Origin of the sequence: Parachryseolinea silvisoli (genome assembly GCF_021190955.1) — a bacterium.
Lineage (GTDB): Bacteria > Bacteroidota > Bacteroidia > Cytophagales > Cyclobacteriaceae > Ohtaekwangia > Ohtaekwangia silvisoli.
In genome coordinates this window covers 72,004-92,363 of record NZ_JAIOAO010000001.1, presented here as the reverse complement: position 1 = coordinate 92,363, position 20,360 = coordinate 72,004, and the positions used below count along the sequence as shown (strand labels likewise).

The following is a 20,360-nucleotide window of genomic DNA, read 5'->3' as shown; positions in this document are numbered from 1 at the left end:
CGCAAAACGGTGTCAAGTTACCGAAACCTGCGGAAACTACCAGTGTTACAGCCCGACTTTCAGGATGTCTAACACGCGGTTCAAGTCTTCGACCGACAGGAAGGGGATCTTAATTTCACCTCGTTTGCCGTCGCTTTTTATAACAACTCGGGTGCCAAAGTATGAAGAAAGCTTTGATTGGAGCTGCTGAATTTCGCGCGACGCAGGGGGAGCCGCGGAGCCGCTGCTTTCGCCTTTGGTCGACTGGCTTTTCTCCGTCATTTCGCGCACCAATTCTTCAACTTTGCGTACGGAGAGGTCTTCTTCCAGGGTCTTTTTGAAAATATAAAGCTGCTCTTCCGGGTTTTCGATGCTGATGATCGCCCGGGCCTGGCCCATGGAAAGCTTGTTGTCGCGCACCGCGATCTGAATGTCGGGCGGCAACTTGAGCAGACGCAGGTAGTTTGTTACAGTAGTACGGTTTTTTCCCACACGCTCGCCCAGCTCTTCCTGCTTGAGGTGACACTCGGTCAGCAGTCGCTGGTAGCTGAGGGCAATTTCGATGGCGTTTAGGTTTTCACGCTGGATGTTTTCGATCAGCGCCATTTCCAGCATTTGCTGGTCGTCGGCGGAGCGAATGTAGGCGGGAATAGCCTTGAGGCCTGCGAGCTTGGACGCCTGAAAGCGACGCTCACCCGAGATCAGCTGATATTGATCCTGGGTCAGACGGCGCACGGTGATCGGCTGGATGATGCCGTGTACCGTGATGGATTCTGCCAGTTCGAGCAACGCCTCCTGGTCGAAGTGCGAGCGCGGCTGGAAGGGGTTCACTTCGATGTGCTCGACAGGGATCTCGATGATGCCACCGACCGTCGGTACGGGCGGCGCGGCAACAGGTTGCTCAGCAGTGAAGCTGGCACCCGAAGCAATGGCTGCATCGGCCGGGTTGACAGCAACATCTGTTTCCAGTCTATCGTCCTCCGTGGAATTGTCGCTTAGAAGAGCGCTCAGTCCACGGCCTAAAGCTTTCTTTTTACTCATTTAGACATGCCGTTTTTATCAAGTACTTCGTGGGCCAGGTTCAGGTAGCTGATGGCGCCTTTGCTTTCCGCATCGTGAACTATGGCCGGTAGACCAAAACTGGGCGATTCGCTCAGCTTAACATTCCGGGGGATGATCGTATTAAACGTCATCTTCTGGAAGTGCGTCCGTACCTCTTCGACTACCTGGTTGCCCAGGCTGGTACGTGAATCATATAACGTCAACAAGATGCCTTCTATTTCAAGTTTCGGGTTCAACCGTGTTTGAATGATCTTGATCGTATTCAACAGTTTGCCGAGACCTTCCAACGCGAAGTATTCGCATTGTACCGGAATGATGATCGAGTCGGCGGCTGTCAGCGCGTTAATGGTGATGAGACCCAGCGACGGCGAGCAGTCGATGATGATAAAGTCGTAGTCGTCGCGCACTCTGCCGAGCGCATCGCGCATTTTCTCTTCGCGACGCTCGATGCTGACCATTTCGACTTCGGCACCGACAAGGTCGATGTGCGAGGGCAGTACATCCAGGTACTTCAGATCGTTCTTTACGACTGCGTCCTTTGGATCCACGCCGTCTACCATACATTCGTAGATACCTTGCGTTACATCTTTAGGATTTAGACCGAGTCCGGAAGTGGAGTTTGCCTGCGGATCGGCATCGACCAGCAGTGTGCGTTTCTCCAGTACGGCCAAGCTTGCAGCCAGGTTAATAGCTGAAGTTGTTTTTCCGACACCACCTTTTTGATTAGCAATGGCAATGATTTTTCCCATTCAAGAATGACGTTTAAAAAATAAAAAGCCCGTCCGGGTCTAAAACGGACGGGCACAAAGATATGGTAAAAGTTATCGGACCGTGGAACATCGTGGAACGTGTTATCCACAATCGTTGCACAAAAACCCGACAATTTTGTTGACTATTGTCGGCAACTTTTGCGCTTTTTGCATCCTATACTTGAACGATTCGCGTTAAGCGCTTCGTTACCAATTATTTCACTCTATTCCGGGATCCTGGCTTGCGGCATGCGCAAAAGGTAACCGACAGACTAGCTTTTTTTCTTCTTTTTTTCTTCGTCAGCTTTCCGGCGTGCTTCTTCACCCGCCTTCATTGCTTCTTCCAGCTTGCTCATGAATTTCGATTTCTTACCGGTACCGCCATTCGCAGCATTCTTCTTTCTATTCTCTTCCATGATCGCGCGGATCTTGTCTTCGTCTACGAAGCGTTTGATCACGGCTTGCTGTGCAAATGTTACCAGGTTGGATACAAAGTAGTAGAATGTAAGACCTGCCGAGAAGGAGTTCAGGAAGAAGAAGAAGATCAACGGCATGACATACGACATCGACTTCATCGGGCCTTGCACCGACGACATCTGGTTGTTCTGCCAGGTATAGATCAACGTCGAGATGGTCATGATGAGTGTAAACAAGCTGATGTGGTTACCGACGCCAAACGGAATGGCAAAAGGCAATTGGACAATCGAGTCATACGTAGAAAGATCTTCTGCCCACAGGAAGTGCTCCTGACGCAGCTCGATACTGGCCGGGAAGAGGTAGAACATCGCGAACAAGATCGGCATCTGCAGCAGCACGGGCACGCAACCACTAATAGGGTTTACACCCACCTGCGAATACAGTTTCATCTGCTCTTGCTGTACCTTGGCCATGTCGTCGCCGACGCGTTCTTTGATCTCGTCCAGCTCGGGCTTCAGCACTTTCATTTTGGCCATGCTGAGGTACGAACGGTAGGAGAGCGGGAACAGCACCATTTTCAACAGGATCACCAGGATGATGATGATCAGGCCGTAGTTACCAATGTATACTGTCAGGAAGTGGAATACCGGGAAGATCACAAACTTGTTGATCCAGTATACCGGACGCCAGCCGAGGTATACGTTTTTGGCAAAGTCATCGGTTACCTTGCCAATGACCTGGTAGTCGTTCGGGCCGAAGTAAAATTTAAAATTCGCTTTGCCATCGGCCAGTGCCTTCTTCGGAATGGTCAGCTGGATGTTGGCTTGTTTCACCAGGGACGAGTCGGCCTCGTTTACCGCAGTCTGTACCTCGCCGGTGGTGAAAGGAGTTTCTTTGGCAATGATGGACGACAGGAAGAATTTACGTTTGATAGCCACCCAGTTGACGGTGGTTGCTATCTTTTCGTTTTCAGTACCGGTGCCGGCCGGCGAAAGCTCGTCGAAGCCTTCTGCCTGAGAATGGTATGTTACGGTAGTGTTTTTACGTGTATCGGCCAGATCTTTCTCGAGCGGACGCACGGCGTCGGCCCAACGGAAGGTCAGCTGGTCGGTGCCCAGCAGTTTGTCAAAGCCTTTGCTGATCACCTGGTATTGAATCTCGTGACCGAGGTCGGGGATTTTATAGACATGTGCCAGGCTGGCGCCGTTGCCCAACGTAGCGGTAAAGCTCAGCACGGTGGTATCGCCTTCTTTCTTTTGCGCGGGCTGATAATACAAGGTATAGAGGTCGATCTCACGGCCCTGGTACTGCGTCGACAAGTTGAATGCTGTTGAGAGCGGTTGTACCAGGAGCAGCGGCTGCTGGCTATACGTTTTGAATTTCTTCAGCTCCAGCTCACGGATGATGCCACCGCGGTTGGCAAACACAATGCGCAGGTCGCCAGTCTCTACAGTAGTAGTAGCGTCGGTGCCTTTCATGGCAGCCGAAAGATCGCCGTACGTGGCGTTCAAGACGCTGTCGCTCACTTCGGGCTCGCCTTTGACGACGACTGCAGAAGAATCTGTGGCAGCGATGCGTTGCTCGGTGGCGGTGGGCACTTTCGGAGCCTCTTGAGGCTTCGGCGCAAACCAGTAAAAATATGCCAGTAGCAGGCCGGCAATTAAGGTAAGGCCAATCGCGGAATTCCTATCCATCGTGTCTGTATACTTAAATGATTACTTGTTCAATGATTTTTTGTGATCCAGCGAAGCCTCTACGAATTTCACAAACAGCGGGTGCGGATTCAGCACAGTGCTGCGCAGCTCGGGGTGATATTGTACGCCCACAAACCACGGGTGGTCTTTCAGCTCCACCACTTCCACCAGGCCCGAGTCGGGGTTTACGCCCGTTGCCTTCAGGCCGGCTTCTTCGATTTGCTCCAGGTACTTGTTGTTGAACTCATACCGGTGGCGGTGGCGCTCTTCAATCTGCGACTCACCATAGGCAGCATACGCTTTGCTTCCTTTCTTTAGTTTACATGTATAGGCACCAAGACGCATGGTACCTCCTTTTATTGTAATCTTCTTCTGCTCCTCCATCATGTCGATGACGGGGTTCTTGGTCTTGGGGTTCAGCTCGGTCGAGCTGGCTTCCAGGCCCAGGACGTGGCGCGAGAACTCCACCACGCAGCATTGCATACCCAGGCAGATACCAAAGAACGGAACCTTGTTTTCACGCACGTAGCGGATGGCTTCGATCTTGCCTTCCAGGCCGCGTTCGCCAAAGCCTGGCGCGACCAGTACGCCATCCAATCCTTCCAGAACAGAGCTTACGCTCTCTTTCGAGATATCTTCTGACGAGATCCACTTTACATTCACCTTGCAGTCGTTTTCCGCACCGGCGTGTACGAAAGCTTCGGCAATAGATTTATAGGCGTCGGGCAGGGACACGTATTTGCCCACGATGCCGACCGTTACTTCGTTTACGGGATTCTTAAGCTTGCCCAGGAACGATTTCCATTGCTCCAGGTGTGGCTCTTCTTTGGAGGTTACTTTCAGCTTGGACAGCACGCGCTCGTCCAGCTTTTCTTTGCGCATCAGGATCGGTACATCGTAGATCGTGTCGGCATCCATGGCTTCGATGACCGAGTTGATGTGTACGTTACAGAAGAGCGCCAGCTTTTTGCGGATTTCCTGCGGCAGCGGCATTTCGGTGCGGCACACCAGGATATCGGGTTGAATACCGGCTTCCAGCAATTCTTTTACAGAATGTTGGGTAGGCTTTGTTTTAAGCTCTTTGGCGGCATTCAGGTAGGGGATCAGTGTCAGGTGAATGACGATGGAGTGGTTGGGCGGCAGGTCGTATTTCACCTGGCGCACGGCTTCGATGAAGGGCAGCGACTCGATGTCGCCCACGCAACCACCGATCTCCGTAATTATAAAGTCGTATTCGCCACTTTCTCCCAGCAGGAAGATGTTGCGTTTGATTTCATCTGTGATGTGCGGCACTACCTGCACGGTCTTACCCAGGTACTCGCCTTTGCGTTCCTTGGTAATAACGTTGTTGTAGACACGGCCGGTCGTGATGTTATTGGCCTGCGAGGTACGGACGTTGAGGAAACGCTCGTAGTGCCCGAGGTCGAGGTCGGTTTCTGCGCCGTCGTCCGTGACGTAGCATTCGCCGTGCTCGTAGGGGTTGAGCGTGCCCGGATCGATGTTGATATACGGGTCAAATTTCTGGATCGTTACTTTAAAGCCCCGAGCCTGAAGCAGTTGCGCCAGCGACGCGGCAATAATTCCTTTCCCTAAAGAGGACGTAACACCCCCGGTTACAAAGATGTATTTGACAGTAGATGACATAGATTAATGAAAGCAGCCTGAGTAAACCGGGTGCAAAGGTAGCTTTTTCGAGATAATATTTAGCGCAAAGCGAAAGTTCGGCCGCAAAAGAATGACCGTCGCGAAGCGTTGTCAGCGACTATTTTGCCGGTATCCTGTATGTCATTATTAAATTTCGAAATGCCTCCAAAAACAGTGGGGATAGCGTTGGTTTTTTATGAAAGTGTAGAAAAAAGTGTGGAATGAGCCCAAATGCCGCATTTCGCGGTTACCTTCCTTTTTTTCCGTTGTATTCACCAACCGACCGGTCCTGCCCCCGCTGGGCCGCGTTGGCGCTAGCCATTTTTTATTTTTATGTCGGAGTTTAACCCAGACACCACTCGTAATGGACGCACGTTACCAGCGTAAGGCTGCCTTTTTATTGCTTTTTCTGCTCTTTGTTTCATCTGCCGTTGTGTTAGCGCAACCGATGGTTTCGGACGTGCATATGACAGGGGTCATGAAGGTGAACCACACCCTGACGGCGGTGTACACCTATTCAGGCGCCAATCCTGAGCAGGGCTCGATCATCGAATGGCTCAGCTATTCCGACAATTGTGCTTCTGCCGCGCCGACGGTGATTGGTACGGCGGCAACGCTCACACCGACAGCCGCCCAACAGGGAAGGCACATTGCGCTACGGATCACGCCCCGTGACAATACCGGTGCGCTCGGTACACCGGTGGAGTTCCAACCCTGGAATTGCGATTTCTCGAGTACAGATACCAATAAAGGACCGAACCCGGTGCTACCATTAGCGCCCAGTTGTGGCAAAGCTGACGGGGTAGGCGTGCCGGTGCCGGGTAACCTCATTGTCAATCCCTCCTTTACCTGCTCGCCGCGTACGCTGAATTGGCAGGTGGAATATACGGGCATTAACTATAGCCTTGCGAGCAGCCGCCCGGCCCGCATCATTATTAATTGGGGGGACGGCTTGATTCAGACCCTGGTACCGACGCTGGTGAATCCGCGCGAAACCAACATGGCCAAGCAGAAATGGCAGGTCGTCGCTCCGCACACGTTCGATTACCGTGCGGGCAGCAATCCGTCCACCGAAGCCAGCCGCTGTACCTATACTATGCGCACCAGTTGGGGGGTAGGCACATATTCCGGCCCCGGCTTCGGCTCCGTGGTGAGCTGTTTTGCATTTGGCGACCAGGCACAGCTGTTCACGGTGTGGGATACTGAAGATAACGCCAGCCTGGGCCGTCTTGACATCAATCATGACAACACCAGTGCGGGCATACAGGCTAACCCACCGGCGCCGTTGGCCGGTTCCGCTGAGAACGTAAACATTTGTGAAAACGACCGCAGTGCCATCCGCCTGCTCGACAACTCCGACTTTAACTGTACGCCGCCGCTGGAAACCTTTCAGCCGAACGAACAGCCCCGCTGGGTGCAGTGGGTATATGGTACGGCGGGTACCACTGTTACGACGGGGGCCGGCGCCACACAGAAGATTGTAATCGACGGTGTTTCGTACGATGCCTCGCAACTGCCGGTATATGGCAAAGTGGTATACCAGCCGGCATCAACCAATGCACCGTTGCCGGCCGTCACCGACAATATCCAGATGCCCCAGGGAGGGCTGGCAGGTCAGCAGTTTTTTGTAACGATGCGCAGTTGGAACGTTTGTAACGTACTGGACCGCACCGTGACCGACGGTAACGGTTACAATCCGAATCAAGGGGCTCCGGGTAACGTATTTGACATCCGTGGTCCTGGTGGGAGTTTCCAGACACAGCCCGAGATCGCGGTGAACACTGCGCCGTTCTTTGCCAATGCTAACCCCGTTACTACACAGTATACTATTACTATTGTCGACTCGCCTGATAAGCCGGTAATTCCCAACAGGCTGATCTGTTTTGGCGATTCGCGCCAGCTGGCGGTAAATCCCGTGATTGGCGGCCTGACCTATAAGTGGTACCTGAACGCTACCGATGCGCTGACCGCGACGAACCCGGCCGCCACCGCGCCAACGTTCACTCCGAGCAACGCACAGGCGCCAGTGGGCAGTACACGTTACTGGGCTACTGCGTCGGTAATATATCCCGCGCAGGGTGCTATTACGTGCGTGAGCGATACCACCATTGTGCGGCTGAGCCGGCTCGACGATATAAACGCACAACCGCCCGCGCTGATTTCACCGGCGATGGATGTTTGTCCGAATTCTACCTATACATACTCGTTGCCCAACGACCCGGCTACGGAGCCCTTTGGCGGTGCGACGGAATTTGCGTGGACCGTTACCGGTGCGGCGACAATCACTGGCGGGCAAGGAACCCGGCAGATTACGATCCTGACAAACAATGTGACGGTGAATTCCACCTTTACCTTGCGGGCAGTGCGGCAGTGGACGGATGCGCCGAGCTGTCCCTCGCAGCCACGCGAGATCACTGTGACCATTCGTCCCCGGCCTGTGCCGAGCATTCTGCCCGATCCGGTGACGCTCTGCGAAGGCGAGACCGTACAGATCAATGGCAATCCCAATAACCCGTTTGGCACCATCGCTTCGCACAGCTGGACAGGCCTGAGCGTCGGTACTTTACTCGATGATCCTACGGTGCAACAACCGAATATACTCACGACAGCCACGGCGGGTTCCTATACGCTTACCTACACCGTCATCAACAGCATTGGCTGCTCGGGCACTGACAACGTCAATGTTGTTATTACCCCAGGTTTGCAAAACGTATCGGCCGGAGCGAATCAGAACCTTTGCTTCACGACACCGCCGCTGACCACTACGTTGAATGCCGCCACACCTTCGGCGGGCACGGGTACGTGGTCGTATGTGAGCGGTCCGGATAATACACCGACATTTACCAATGTCAATCTGCGCAACAGCAATGTGACAGTGGACTTGCCGGGACGTTATGTATTTGAATGGGAAGTGGCCTCGGGCTCGTGTACACGCGCCTCGACGGTGCAAATCGACTTTGGCCGGGAGCCTGCACAACCAACGGCCACGGACCGGGCCTTCTGTAGTTTGACGGGTGGGCTGAGTGGAAGTACGCCTACTTTTGAGCAGTCGAAATGGAGTTTTGTGAGCGGCCCCGGCACGGTGTCGTTTGACGACGATACGAAGCACGATGCGCAAGTGACGGCTACGGCGTATGGCGCCTATCAGTTGAAATGGGAGTATAGCAGCGGTTCGGGCTCGGGGGCCTGCGCACCGAAGTCTGTTACGGTGAATGTTGTCTTCAGCAGACCGGCTACGGCGACGCTACCGGCCACGGGGTTTATTACGTGCGTGGATGAGACGACGCTTGCACCGATTAACCTGACGGTCGGCAGCGTAGGCGGAGCGGCTACGCAGGGCCGCTGGGAAGTGGTAACAGGCAGTGGCGTGTTTACCAGCAACAATGCCAATCCGGGTGCAACGTTGGCCGCGGGATCGTTGGCCGACGCATATAAACCTACTGCGGCCGATTTTCTGGCCGGTGCTGTTACAGTACGGTTGGTGGGCATCGACCCCGATGGCGCCGGGCCTTGTGCGAACGTCAACAGCAACAATATGACCATCACGCTCGACCGCAAGCCGGCCGCGGCTACGGTCGGTGCGGATATAGAGGTCTGCGCAGGCAACACCGTCACGCTGAATGCTACGGCGGCCACAAACAATGGTACCGGCACCTGGACCGGCACCGGTGGAACGATCACGGCCACGCACAACCCTGCCTCGACGGTTACCAACCTGACGGCGGCAGGCTCTCCATATGCGTTTACGTGGACGGTGACCAGTGCGCAGACCGGCAACGCTGGTGCCTGTGCTGCTACGACGGCTACGGTAGACGTTATTATAGATCCGCTGCCGGTGTTGTCCACATTGCAATTCAATGATCTCTGTGAAACAACCGAAGGCAGCCTGAAAGCGACCGGTGTTACGCTGGCCGACTATGACACCCGTATCGTTGCGCCGGCTGCTCCAGGCGATCGCCAGGTGAAGTGGTATGCTTCGGCCATCGCGCAGGCGAACGACGTGAGTGCCATTACAACATACGACATTTCCAACAACGATATACTGTACATCCGCGTGATCGACCTGACCACTGGTGTCCGCGCGTGTAATACACTGGCACAGGTAAGGTTCGCGGTCAGTGGCCGCCCCGTGGCGCGCGACCATAGCTTCTTTTTCTGTGAAGAGATTTCGCCGGGAGGTATTGGCCTGGGTGAGGTACACGACATCGACCTGACGACGGCCGCGGTAGGCGACTCGATTACCACCTTGCCTGTGGCAAGCCGGACGATTACGTGGTACGATAACGCGGTGGATGCCGAGAACGGTACCAACCCTATTACGGCCAACGACATCGACCTGACGGCCGACCGCATCGTCTATGCGCGCATTGAGGGTAGCTCGAATACCTGTTATAATGTAGCGGCGGTATCGCTTATTATTAAACCTGTGCCCGCCCCGCCGGTTATTACCGGTAAGCCCGATCCATGTATGAACAGCTCGGAATTGTATACAACGGCGCAGGTGTCGGGCGCGAAGTATATCTGGACGTATCCGCCGGAGTTTACGCACCTGGTGGGAGGGGAGGCAGGAAACAGTTTCTTGTACCTCAGCTTCCCGAGCCTGCAAACAAAAGACATTACGTTGAAGCTGGCGGTAAACGGTTGTGAAAGCCTGACGACGACGAAGACCATTACCGTGTCGGACGATCCGAAAGGGTATACCATCGACCCTCCGGCTGTCGTATGCGAGGAGGGAACCTATCAATTTAAAGTCTCGACGCCGTCTAACGGCTCTACGTATAACTGGGAGATCTTCCGGCAGAGCGATGGCGCTGCGGGTGGTGGCGTGGTATCGAACGGACAAGGTACGGCCACGGTATTGATCAACTTTGAAAGCCAGAACGTGCGCGTCAAGGTAACGGAGACAAACGCCTCGAACTGTCCGGCGGCTACACCGCCGGTGATCGACGTATCGGTGCATGCGAATCCCGAAATGGATAATATCCTGAAAGAGATTTGCAGCGGCCTGGACATTGGCGTAACGCTCGATGTAAAGACGGGGAGCGAGCCTGCCTCGCTGTTCAACGTTCAGGAGCCCTTTATCTATCCGGGGATCAATCCTGTTGTGCGCACCTTTGGTAATAACCAGCCCGGCAACGCACTGGAATTGGATCGCTATGAAAACAAAACGATTGCGCAGACACTGCCGGTTATTTACCGTGTTCGCCCGGTGAGCGCATTTGGTTGTTTAGGAGAGGAGCGTACCGCGACGGTCAACATCAAAGCCGAGCCGGTTATGGATGTGAACCTGTCGGCAGCGGTGTGCAGCGACGCGGAGATTCGCATTACGCTGCGGTCGGCTACGGGCGCCTATGTAGCAGACAAATTTTCTGTCGAGCAGATTACATACGATGCAGCTTCGCTGACGCCCCTACCCCTGCCACCGGCGACACCCAACCTGCCGCCGCTGAATACACTGGTGAGCGACAATGCTATTTACCAAAACCGCTGGGAGAATATTACGGGCGCCTCACAGCAGGTGGCCTATAAAATCAGACCGTATAGCTCTACGACACAATGTTATGGCAACCCGCCGGCGGATGTCATCGCTGTGATCCGACCGAAGCCGCTTGTTACTGCGGTTCCTGTACAAGACATCTGTAGTGGCGAGACTTTGGCGATTACGCTGCAGTCCGATAACCTGACGTCACCCCAGTTTTCGAGCATCGTGCAGTATGTCGCTCCGTTGATTACGGGGGCGACAAATGATAACACGGGCGTGATAGACGACAAGCTGATCAATGGTGGTACCACGCTCGGTCAGGTTCGCTACTCAATTACGGCGGTTGATCCGACGTATTCTACCTGCGTGGGCCCGGCCCAGCTTATTACCGTCAATGTGCGGCCGGCACCGACGGTGGCGAACATCAGCAAGACGGTGTGCTCGGATGCTCGCGGTGGTGATACATATGTGGAGGACTTGCAGGCACTGCAACCTTCGGCCGGGCTGACGTATACCTGGTTTGCCAATAACGGCACACCCATTCCGGCCGGCCAGCTGACAGCCTATGCGTTGGAGAACAACAAGGCTGTTACCATGCACGTGGTCGATCCGGACCCCAGCAGCGGCTGTTCGAAAGATGTGGAGGTGAAATATATTGTCAACCCCACGCCGGCGGTTAGCGCCGTTGCCAGGAAGACAACCGACCCGCGCTTTAACATTACGTGTAACGGTTTTGCCGATGGCTTTATTGACTTGTCTGCACAGTATGGTACGAACCATACGTTTAGCAGAGACGGTTCGCCATACGTTCCGGCCTTGTTCTTCTCCGGGCTTTCGGCGGGCACTTACGTCATCCATACACGCAATGCAGAAGGTTGTGAGGACGATGTTTCTGTTACTATTCTTGCGCCGGACCCGATCACACCCACGGTACCGACTACTACACCGGTAAGCTGCTTCAACAGCCCGACACCGGATGGTACGATTGTCATTACGGCGACCGGTGGTACTTCTGCCGGTGGTGGCGTGCCATTGCAGTTTGGTTTGTTGCAAGATCCCACGGTAGTGTACGATCCGGCGACCGGCAGCTTTGGCGGCCTGCGCGCGAATCCTTCGTACACCGTTGTGATCCGCGACCGGAATGGTTGCCAGGTGATGGTGCCAAACATTGCGGTAACGCAACCCAACGATTTGAAGGTCAATGCTACCATTACTTCAGACTACGACGGCAACGACGTAAGCTGCATGGGCGCGACCGATGGTATTATTACGGTGTTGGCAAGCGACGGCACGCCGGGCTATACCTTTGTGCTGGACCAGGATCCGACTAACACGACAGGCGCAGCGTCCGGTATATTTGACGAGCTCGCTGCGAATATTCTGTATACGATCACGGCTACGGATGCCAAAGGCTGTAAGAAAACATCTATCCCGCGCCTGCTGATCGAGCCAATGCCGTTGTTGCCGGGTGTTCTGGGCTTTGATCAAAACGTGTGTGCAGGCCTTCAGGCCGCCGCGTTTGAAGAGCTGTCACAGCCGTATGGCGGTACCGGTGTCTATACCTATTATTGGGAGGAGTCACCTGACGGCACTACGTTCGGTCCTGCCGCCGGCGCGAACACCGTGCCGGAATATGAGCCACCGGTACTGGCCGCTGACCGTTATTATCGTCGTACGGTAACGTCGGGCACCAATCCGGCTTGTCCGACGGAAACATCAGAAACACTCAAGGTGACGATCCGTGCATTGCCTACGTCTACGCTGACATCCAGCACCAACGCAGTCTGCCAGGGTGGTAACTTTACGCTTGACTTCAAGTTCCCGACAGGGCAGGAGCCGTTCCGTTTTGAATACAACGATGGTACAACCACCGCCAACCTGGTGGGGGGCGCCGATCGTTTGGTGCCGATTGTGAATTATACGGCCACGCATACCTACACATTGACTAAGCTGGTGGACTTCTATGGTTGCGAGGCGGTAGCCTTCCCGGCGCCGGTGAAGGTAGACATGATCCATGTAGACGCCAACTTTACGATGACGGAGCCCGCATCGAAGTGCAGCGGCAGCGAGTATGCCTTTACGTTTATACCGCAGGAGAATGTAACGTATACGTTTAACTGGAACGACGGTACACCCAACACGGTGATTGCCGCCAACGCGTATCCCGCCGGCGTGGAAATTACTCCGCCCATTATGCACCCCTTTACCTCGGCTAATGTAAGCGGCAATACACAATTGCCGGTGATGCTGACGGCTACGAGCACAGTGAGCACGCCCGAAGGTTTGTGTACGAAGTTCACGTCGAAGACCGTAACGGTGTACCCGCGAATCTACCTGAATGCAACGGCCGACAAAACCGAGATGTGCAGCGGTGACGCGATCACGATTACGAACGCCACGATCGGCGGTACAAGCCACGAATGGATCTATCGGCGGGCAGGTACGACCAATCCGCTGGCGCCTCCTGTATTGTCAGGATCGTCACAGTCTTTTGTCATTGTTAACGCAGGCCCTGCAAACCCGGAGCACTACGAGGTGGTCTATACTGTCAAGAACGCGAACTGTCAGGAGTCTGCTGTATTCCCCATTGCGGTCTACGAAAGCATGACGCCGTCGTTTACCGCTACGGCTACACCGTTTTTGGGTGGCAACTCGTTTGCGGACTTCACGAACACCTCGACGAAGCTCGACGACACCAAATTCCGGTATGAATGGAACTTTGGTGATGGCTCCAGCCCGGGCACGGAGGTAAACATGATTCCCGGTCGTGTGCTGTATACCTCCCGTGGTACGAAAACAATCGAGCTGGTGATGGTTAACCGGGCGGCTCCCGTTTGTACGGTTAAATACACGGACAACCTGTTGATCAGCCGGGGTACTATTGTCGCCGACTTTACGTACACGCCACAAGCGGTGTGTTTCCCGGCCACGATCGAGATTCTGGAGAACAAGTCGAACGGCGATATCTTCGAATGGACGGTGACCGACAAGCAGGGGCGCGTGGTCAATACGTCGAACGAGATCAAGCCGATCTTTACCATCGGCAATGCCGGTGAGTACGTCATTCACCTTAAAACGACCGAGCTTATCAATGGCCAGCCCGTAGGCGAATCAGACTCGACAAGCAACTTCACCAAGCCCGTACAGATTTTCGCAAATCCGTTCGCGGCCTTTGAGGTGGTACCCGACTCGGTCGTGTTTGTTCCCGACAATGTCGGTATTGAAATGCGCAACTACTCGCTGCGTGCCAGCGACTATGCGTGGGATTTTGACGACGGATCTACCTCTATCGAAATCCAGCCGCTGCATAAATACACCGAAGAGGGCAACTACGTGGTTAAGCTGATCGCAACCTTTAACCATGGTCAGAAGGACATGGATGGCGACGGTACGATTGACGGTCCGTTGGTTTGCTACGACACGGCTACACAAACCATCATCGGCCGCACGGGTGGCCGGATCAAGATCCCCAACGCTTTTACGCCTGACCAGAGCGGTCCGAACGGGGGCATTGGCAACGGTCTCTTTAACGATGTATTCCGGCCGATCATGGAAGGCGTCGAGGAGTTTCACATGCAGATATACGACCGGTGGGGTAATCTCATCTTTGAAAGCCGTAATGTGAATCAGGGCTGGGATGGCTACGACAAGAACGGGCGCCTGTTGCCGGCCGGTGTATATGTATATAAGATCACGCTGCGGTTGTCTGACAGCCAGCGCACCACCCAAGTAGGAGACGTAACCCTGATTCGCTAAGAGGCAAATGCGTATGAAAAATTTTACCATCAAACTAGCCGTCATTTTCCTCGCGTGTTGTGCCTGGACGCAACGGGCCCATGCGCAGGATCCGCAGTTCTCGCAATACTATCAGGCTCCGCTATACCTCAACCCAGGCTTTACGGGCATCACGCCGCAGCAACGTCTGGTGTTTAACCATCGCATTCAATGGCCCAGCTTGCCGAAGGCCTTTACGACCTATGCGGCCTCGTATGACATCTTCGTCAACGAGCTGCGCAGTGGTTTTGGTATTTTGTTTACAACCGACAAGATGGGCACCGCGGGCTGGCGTACGACGAACGTCAACCTGTTGTATTCGTACAAAGTAAAGCTCACGGATGAAATTGTTTTCTCGCCGGGCCTGTCCTTTGGTTATGGTTCCAATGGCATTGACCGCAATAAAATACGCCTGGGCGGCGACCTATCGGTAGAATATGAAACACCCGGCTCGTCGCTCGACCCGGAAGTAAGCAAGTTGGGCCGACATGAGTACTTCGATTTTGGATCGGGCTTTTTGATCTACAGCCGCTCGTTGTGGATCGGTGCGTCTTTCCTGCACATGAATACGCCAAACATATCCGTGTTGAATAGTGAAAGTCAATTGCCCATGCGTGTGAACATTCACGCCGGCGCGAAGCTTGACTTGAACCGCGGCCTCCGCAATGGAGGGCGCGCCTCGTACCTCACTCCATCGTTTATTTATCGCATGCAGGGGCCGACGTTCTCGCAGCTTGACCTGGGGGTGAATTATCACGTCGACCCGGTGTCGGTAGGGGTTTGGTACCGCGGCAAACCGTTTGAGAAGTCGGTGTCCAACGGGCTGTCGCAGGATGCACTTATTCTCACGCTGGGGCTATACTTCAAGCAATTGTCCATCGGCTACAGCTACGACTTTACGATCTCCCAAATGCAAACGGCATCGGGTGGAGCACATGAGTTGTCCATTATATACGAGTTCTCGTCAAAGGGCAACGAAAAGAAGAACAAGAAGAAGTACAAGCTGATACCGTGCCCGACCTTCAACAGCAAAGAAGGTTTCTGGAACTAACGGCTACTGCAACAACCGCGAGCGTGTTGCGAGTATGGCAATACCCGACCCGAGGCAGGCGATCAGCGCGAATGAAAAGCGCAGGCTTGCCACCTCGGCGATCCAGCCGATTACCGGCGGGCCTAACAAAAAGCCAAAGAAGCTGATGGTTGACACCGCCGCCAGCGCCACTCCCGGCGACAACGTGCCCGACTTGCCCGCGGCCCCATACACCAACGGCACCACCGACGACACACCAAAGCCCACCAGCAAAAAGCCGATCGTCGCGGTCACCAGCATGGGGAACAATACCGACACCAACAGGCCGGTGGTAATGAGCGCGCCGCTGAGCTGCAACATCTTTTTACGCCCCAGTCGGTTCGACAAGGCATCGCCGATAAAACGCCCGCCGGTCATGGTGCCCATAAAAGCTACGTAGCCCAGCGTCACCAATTTCTCGGGGGCTTCGACAATCTTCTGAAAATAGACGCCGCTCCAGTCGAACATCGTACCCTCACAGGCCATTCCAAAGAAGCCAATGATGCCCAGCCGCAGCAACAAACCATCGGGCCTGGCAAACAGCGGCGTATCACTTGAACCGCGCATGGCGGGCAGCGTACGTTTATACGCCAGGGCAACCAGCACAACTACCAACCCGGCGATCATACAAAAGTGATGGAAGGGGGCTATGTTTAGCGATACCATAAACCAGGCAATTGACGCGCCGCTAAAACCGGCCAGGCTCCATGCGCCATGGAATGATGCCATGATCGATTTGCCATAGAGGGCTTCGACGCCAATGGCTTGGGTGTTTACAGCAATGTTGACCAGGTTTCCAAAAAGTCCGAACATAAACAGCACGCCGGCCAGCTCCCAACGGTCAGTTACAAGACCGATGACGACCATGGTGAGCGTGTACAACGTTGCTCCCACCAGCAACATGCGCCGGCTTCCAAATCGGGTCACTGCCCAGCCCGACAGGGGCAGGCTTGTCATCAACCCCGCGGGCAGAGCAAAGAGGATTGTACCCAGTTGTGCGTCGTTGAGCCCTAACAATAGCTTAATGTCAGGTATGCGACTGGCCCAGGACGCGAAACAGATGCCCTGCGTGAAGAAGAAAACGGTGACGGCCAGGCGGATCGATACCTTGTTCTGTTGGGCTGCCAGCACCCGCGCCGAACTCAGGCCGCCGGTTTCGGCGGCGGTCGTGGCGGAAGTTTCCGGTTCTTTGCGGTCTACACGGTTGCTGTTCATATAAAGAGCGGTGGTTTAGTATGCATGCCGATAAAATCTCACGCCTGGGATATCCTTTTTTGTTGACGTGATTGTTGCAACAATGAATTTACAGAGAAAATACCAACGTAGATGTCCGTGAATGGGATGCGTTTTGTTCACTTGTGAACAATATACGCTGTTTGAGAAGGGTCTTTACGACGTAAAAAAAAATATTTTAGAAAAAAACGGACGGTATATATCAAAAAAGTGGGGGTGTCCGCGGTTGTGGCACTGTTGTACGCTTTTGAACAAGTGCGTCAACCGCCATCTTTTATCGCGCTTCGTGCCGTATCACGCGGGTTTTTATCATGTATAAAGTTGTTCGATAGTGTACGGTGCATCTGTTGTCACAAGAGTATAGATGGTGTGAAAACAAAAATACCACCGATTGCGGGAGGTATAAACGCTAACTTTATTCGAACCCACCCCGTTAAGATCACCATAAAGCATTTGAAAAAATCAGTCACATTAAATATCGAAAATTATGAAAAAGGTAATTCTGGCAGGCTTCGCATTTGTATTAGCCATGGGGTTGGCAATCGCTGCAAACTCTCCTTTGAGAGAAACAATCAAGGTTCCTGTGGAACAAGTTCCGGTATCGGTACGCAATGCCTTTGAAAAAGATTTCGGTACTGCACCCGACGGTGGCTACTGGACCGCACTCGTCGAAAAAGAGTCAAGCAATGGCCGCACGATCGTAACGCCGATCAACTACAGCTTCGTAAAGAAAGCCAAAGGCAACAAGATCGAGGTGAAATATACTCCGACCGGCGCACTGGAATCCTTCAGCGGCCTGGAAAAACTGACACCCGTAGCGGATGCAGCCGCTGTTCCTAACTAGCACGCTACACGCACACACAGAAAACAGGTATAAAGGCACGAGGCCGCTTCAGGAGACTGGAGTGGCCTTGTTGTTTTTTTGTTCGTGGGAATTTATTTGGAGTTGAGTTTGGAGATAAGTTAAAGCATATAAGAAGAGCTGGCGCAAGTTTAAGCACCAAGCGTTAGCGGAGGTGCGGTCCCGATAGCTATCGGGAGTGACTGAAACTGCATGCAGTCTCCAGACTGCCGGGTAACCGCCGTAGGGGGCAACCCGATTATCGGCTCCACGTCTTCACCTTATCCCACGGCGGTTAATAAACTGCCGACAGTCGCGGTCACAAGTCCCCACACCGAGACGGGCCTTAGACTTGCCAGCAATACAAATACCCCGCTCTGTCCGACTAAATCCTACGATTTCAGATCCCTCTAAAAACCGAAAAAGGGTGCCCCTTTCGAAGCACCCTCTTGTCGGTTTAGGTTAGGTATAGAAAATAACGATTTCTTAGTTCGTTGTCAGGAGCTCGGCAGATTGCATGGCTTCTGAGTCTGCAGTTTCTTCTGCGGGGCGTTTGCCGGCGTGGTGCGGATTGATCTGCAGCGTTGAGATCATGTCGGTGATCTTCAGGATTACCATCGAGCCTACGAAGACGAAGCCTACCACGATGGCCAATGCTTTCAGGTGCACGAGGAACAATGTTGTCTCGCCGAAGAACAGGCCATTGCCGGTAGTGTTCGCGCCGTTGACGGCCGTGTGGGCCAGCAGGCCGGTCATTAACATACCGACTGCGCCACCTACGCCGTGGCAAGGGAATACGTCGAGAGTGTCCTCCAGTGAGGTTTTGGTGGTTTTCCAGTGTACCATCAGATTGCTGACGAGGCTGGCGAATGTACCGATGAAGAGGCTCGAAGGAATTGTTACGAAGCCGGCAGCAGGGGTGATGGCTACGAGGCCTACCACGGCACCGATACAGAATCCGAGGGCAGAAGGTTTTTTACCTCTTACGGAATCCAGCAGGATCCAGGCCAGGCCGGCGGCGGCGGAAGCGGTGTTCGTTGTCGCGAAGGCAGAGGCCGCCAACGCGTTGGCGCCCATGGCGCTACCGGCGTTGAAGCCGAACCAGCCGAACCACAACAGACCAGTGCCGAGCAGCACGTACGGGATGTTTGCGGGCTGGACGTGTTTCTTTTCGGCGTTGCTGCGCAGGAAGATCGAGGCTACCAGGGCGGCGATACCCGCCGACATGTGTACCACGGTTCCACCGGCGAAGTCAAGTACGCCCATTTTAAAGAGGAAGCCATCGGGGTGCCATGTCCAGTGCGCCAGGGGCGAGTAGATGAACAGGGTGAAGAGCACCAGGAAGATGATATACGATTTGAATCGCACCCGCTCGGCGAAAGTACCGGTGATCAGCGCGGGGGTGATGATGGCGAATTTCAGTTGGAAGAAAGCAAACAGCACCAGCGGAATGGTGGGCGCGAGTGCCCAGGGCTTGCCGTCCATTACGTTCTGGAACATAAAGAAGGAGCGGGGGTCGCCGATAATGCCGCCGATCGAATCACCGAAGGCAAGGCTGAAACCCACTACGATCCATAATACACCCACGACGCCCATCGCGATGAAGCTTTGGAACATGGTGTAAACAATGTTTTTCATGTCGATCATGCCGCCGTAAAAGAACGCCAGCCCGGGTGTCATCAGCAGCACCATTGCCGAAGCCGCCAGCATCCAGGCAATGTCCCCTCCGTTGAGGCCCTCCGTCACGATCTGCTTGGGCGATGGCATAAAGACTGCCAGCACGCTGAATCCCACCAGCAGCAGGAGAAAGATTAACGATTTTTTCATATAGCAATAAGATCTGGTTGTTGTAGTGGTTCAAAAATCGGTGTTTTTTAGAATAATAGCTTTTGATTTGAGGCATTTTTAATGAAAATGACCGAAAACGATTTAGTGATGGGTTATTTCTTGTCCATCAGATGCTAAAATTGAAATTTTTTGAATGGTGTGGGGCCTGCGGGAAGAAAGAATACTCGCCCACCATCAAAAATGGGGGGTAGATCGGATTTTATTTTCGGTTATGCCGATCGATGGGTCATTTGCCGACCATTATGGGATTGAAAAAATAATTTCGATTGACGGATGGTTAAAATTCCAACGGCATGTCCGGATTATGCAGGAACTTCCCGGACGATGATCATTTCGCCCGCGGCAAGCGTGCCTTTTAATTGATACATAACGCTGACCACGCGAGCCTTGTATTTTGCCCGGTTGGATAGCATGACAACGATGGCGGCGCCTTCACGTAAAGTGCCGGCCTCAAGCTCTTCCTGGCGCAAGGCGATGGGGCAAGTGACGGGGGTGCCGGCCAGAAAGGCCGCGTCCTGTAGTTTGGTATCCAGTGTGTAATATTGCATCATCATTCGTATCTTATCTG

At 53.9% G+C, this 20,360-nt stretch carries 10 protein-coding genes; 3 read left to right on the top strand and 7 right to left on the bottom strand.

The window, feature by feature from the left end; genetic code table 11:
• Positions 1 to 45: 45 nt before the first annotated feature.
• The 4 genes from K7P01_RS00405 to K7P01_RS00390 form a co-directional block, all read right to left on the bottom strand.
• A complete protein-coding gene (locus K7P01_RS00405; protein WP_267288686.1) occupies positions 46 to 1,020 on the bottom strand; it encodes a ParB/RepB/Spo0J family partition protein in 975 nt (324 codons plus the stop codon).
• The gene (locus K7P01_RS00400) at positions 1,017 to 1,790 is read right to left on the bottom strand and encodes a ParA family protein (protein WP_254084314.1); all 774 of its coding nucleotides are present in this window, start codon (positions 1,788 to 1,790) and stop codon (positions 1,017 to 1,019) included. Before K7P01_RS00400 ends, K7P01_RS00405 begins: the two co-directional genes overlap by 4 nt.
• Positions 1,791 to 2,062: 272 nt before the next feature.
• Positions 2,063 to 3,901: a membrane protein insertase YidC gene (yidC, locus tag K7P01_RS00395; RefSeq protein ID WP_267288681.1), complete on the bottom strand. Its 1,839-nt coding sequence runs from the start codon at positions 3,899 to 3,901 to the stop codon at positions 2,063 to 2,065.
• 21 nt (positions 3,902 to 3,922) lie between these two features.
• Positions 3,923 to 5,545, bottom strand: a complete 1,623-nt coding sequence (locus K7P01_RS00390; protein ID WP_267288679.1) for a CTP synthase — start codon at positions 5,543 to 5,545, stop codon at positions 3,923 to 3,925.
• A gap of 364 nt (positions 5,546 to 5,909) precedes the next feature.
• On the opposite strand from K7P01_RS00390, the gene K7P01_RS00385 reads away from it, so the two are divergent.
• Together K7P01_RS00385 and K7P01_RS00380 are read left to right on the top strand one after the other, a co-directional pair.
• Positions 5,910 to 14,783 (top strand): PKD domain-containing protein, encoded by an 8,874-nt coding sequence (locus K7P01_RS00385; protein ID WP_267288677.1) that lies wholly within the window; start codon positions 5,910 to 5,912, stop codon positions 14,781 to 14,783.
• A 13-nt stretch (positions 14,784 to 14,796) separates the two neighbouring features.
• A complete protein-coding gene (locus tag K7P01_RS00380) occupies positions 14,797 to 15,852 on the top strand; it encodes a PorP/SprF family type IX secretion system membrane protein (RefSeq protein ID WP_267288675.1) in 1,056 nt (351 codons plus the stop codon).
• 3 nt (positions 15,853 to 15,855) lie between these two features.
• Here K7P01_RS00380 and K7P01_RS00375 read toward each other — a convergent pair whose 3' ends face one another.
• On the bottom strand, positions 15,856 to 17,085 hold the full coding sequence (locus tag K7P01_RS00375; protein ID WP_267288673.1) for an MFS transporter: 1,230 nt from the start codon (positions 17,083 to 17,085) through the stop codon (positions 15,856 to 15,858).
• A 505-nt stretch (positions 17,086 to 17,590) separates the two neighbouring features.
• Between K7P01_RS00375 and K7P01_RS00370 the strand changes: the two genes are divergently transcribed.
• Complete coding sequence (locus K7P01_RS00370) at positions 17,591 to 17,947, top strand: hypothetical protein (protein ID WP_267288671.1); 357 nt, start codon at positions 17,591 to 17,593, stop codon at positions 17,945 to 17,947.
• A 483-nt stretch (positions 17,948 to 18,430) separates the two neighbouring features.
• Here K7P01_RS00370 and K7P01_RS00365 read toward each other — a convergent pair whose 3' ends face one another.
• Positions 18,431 to 19,771: an ammonium transporter gene (locus K7P01_RS00365; RefSeq protein ID WP_267288669.1), complete on the bottom strand. Its 1,341-nt coding sequence runs from the start codon at positions 19,769 to 19,771 to the stop codon at positions 18,431 to 18,433.
• Between the two features lie 323 nt (positions 19,772 to 20,094).
• Positions 20,095 to 20,343, bottom strand: a complete 249-nt coding sequence (locus K7P01_RS00360; protein WP_267288667.1) for a hypothetical protein — start codon at positions 20,341 to 20,343, stop codon at positions 20,095 to 20,097.
• Positions 20,344 to 20,360: the final 17 nt, after the last annotated feature.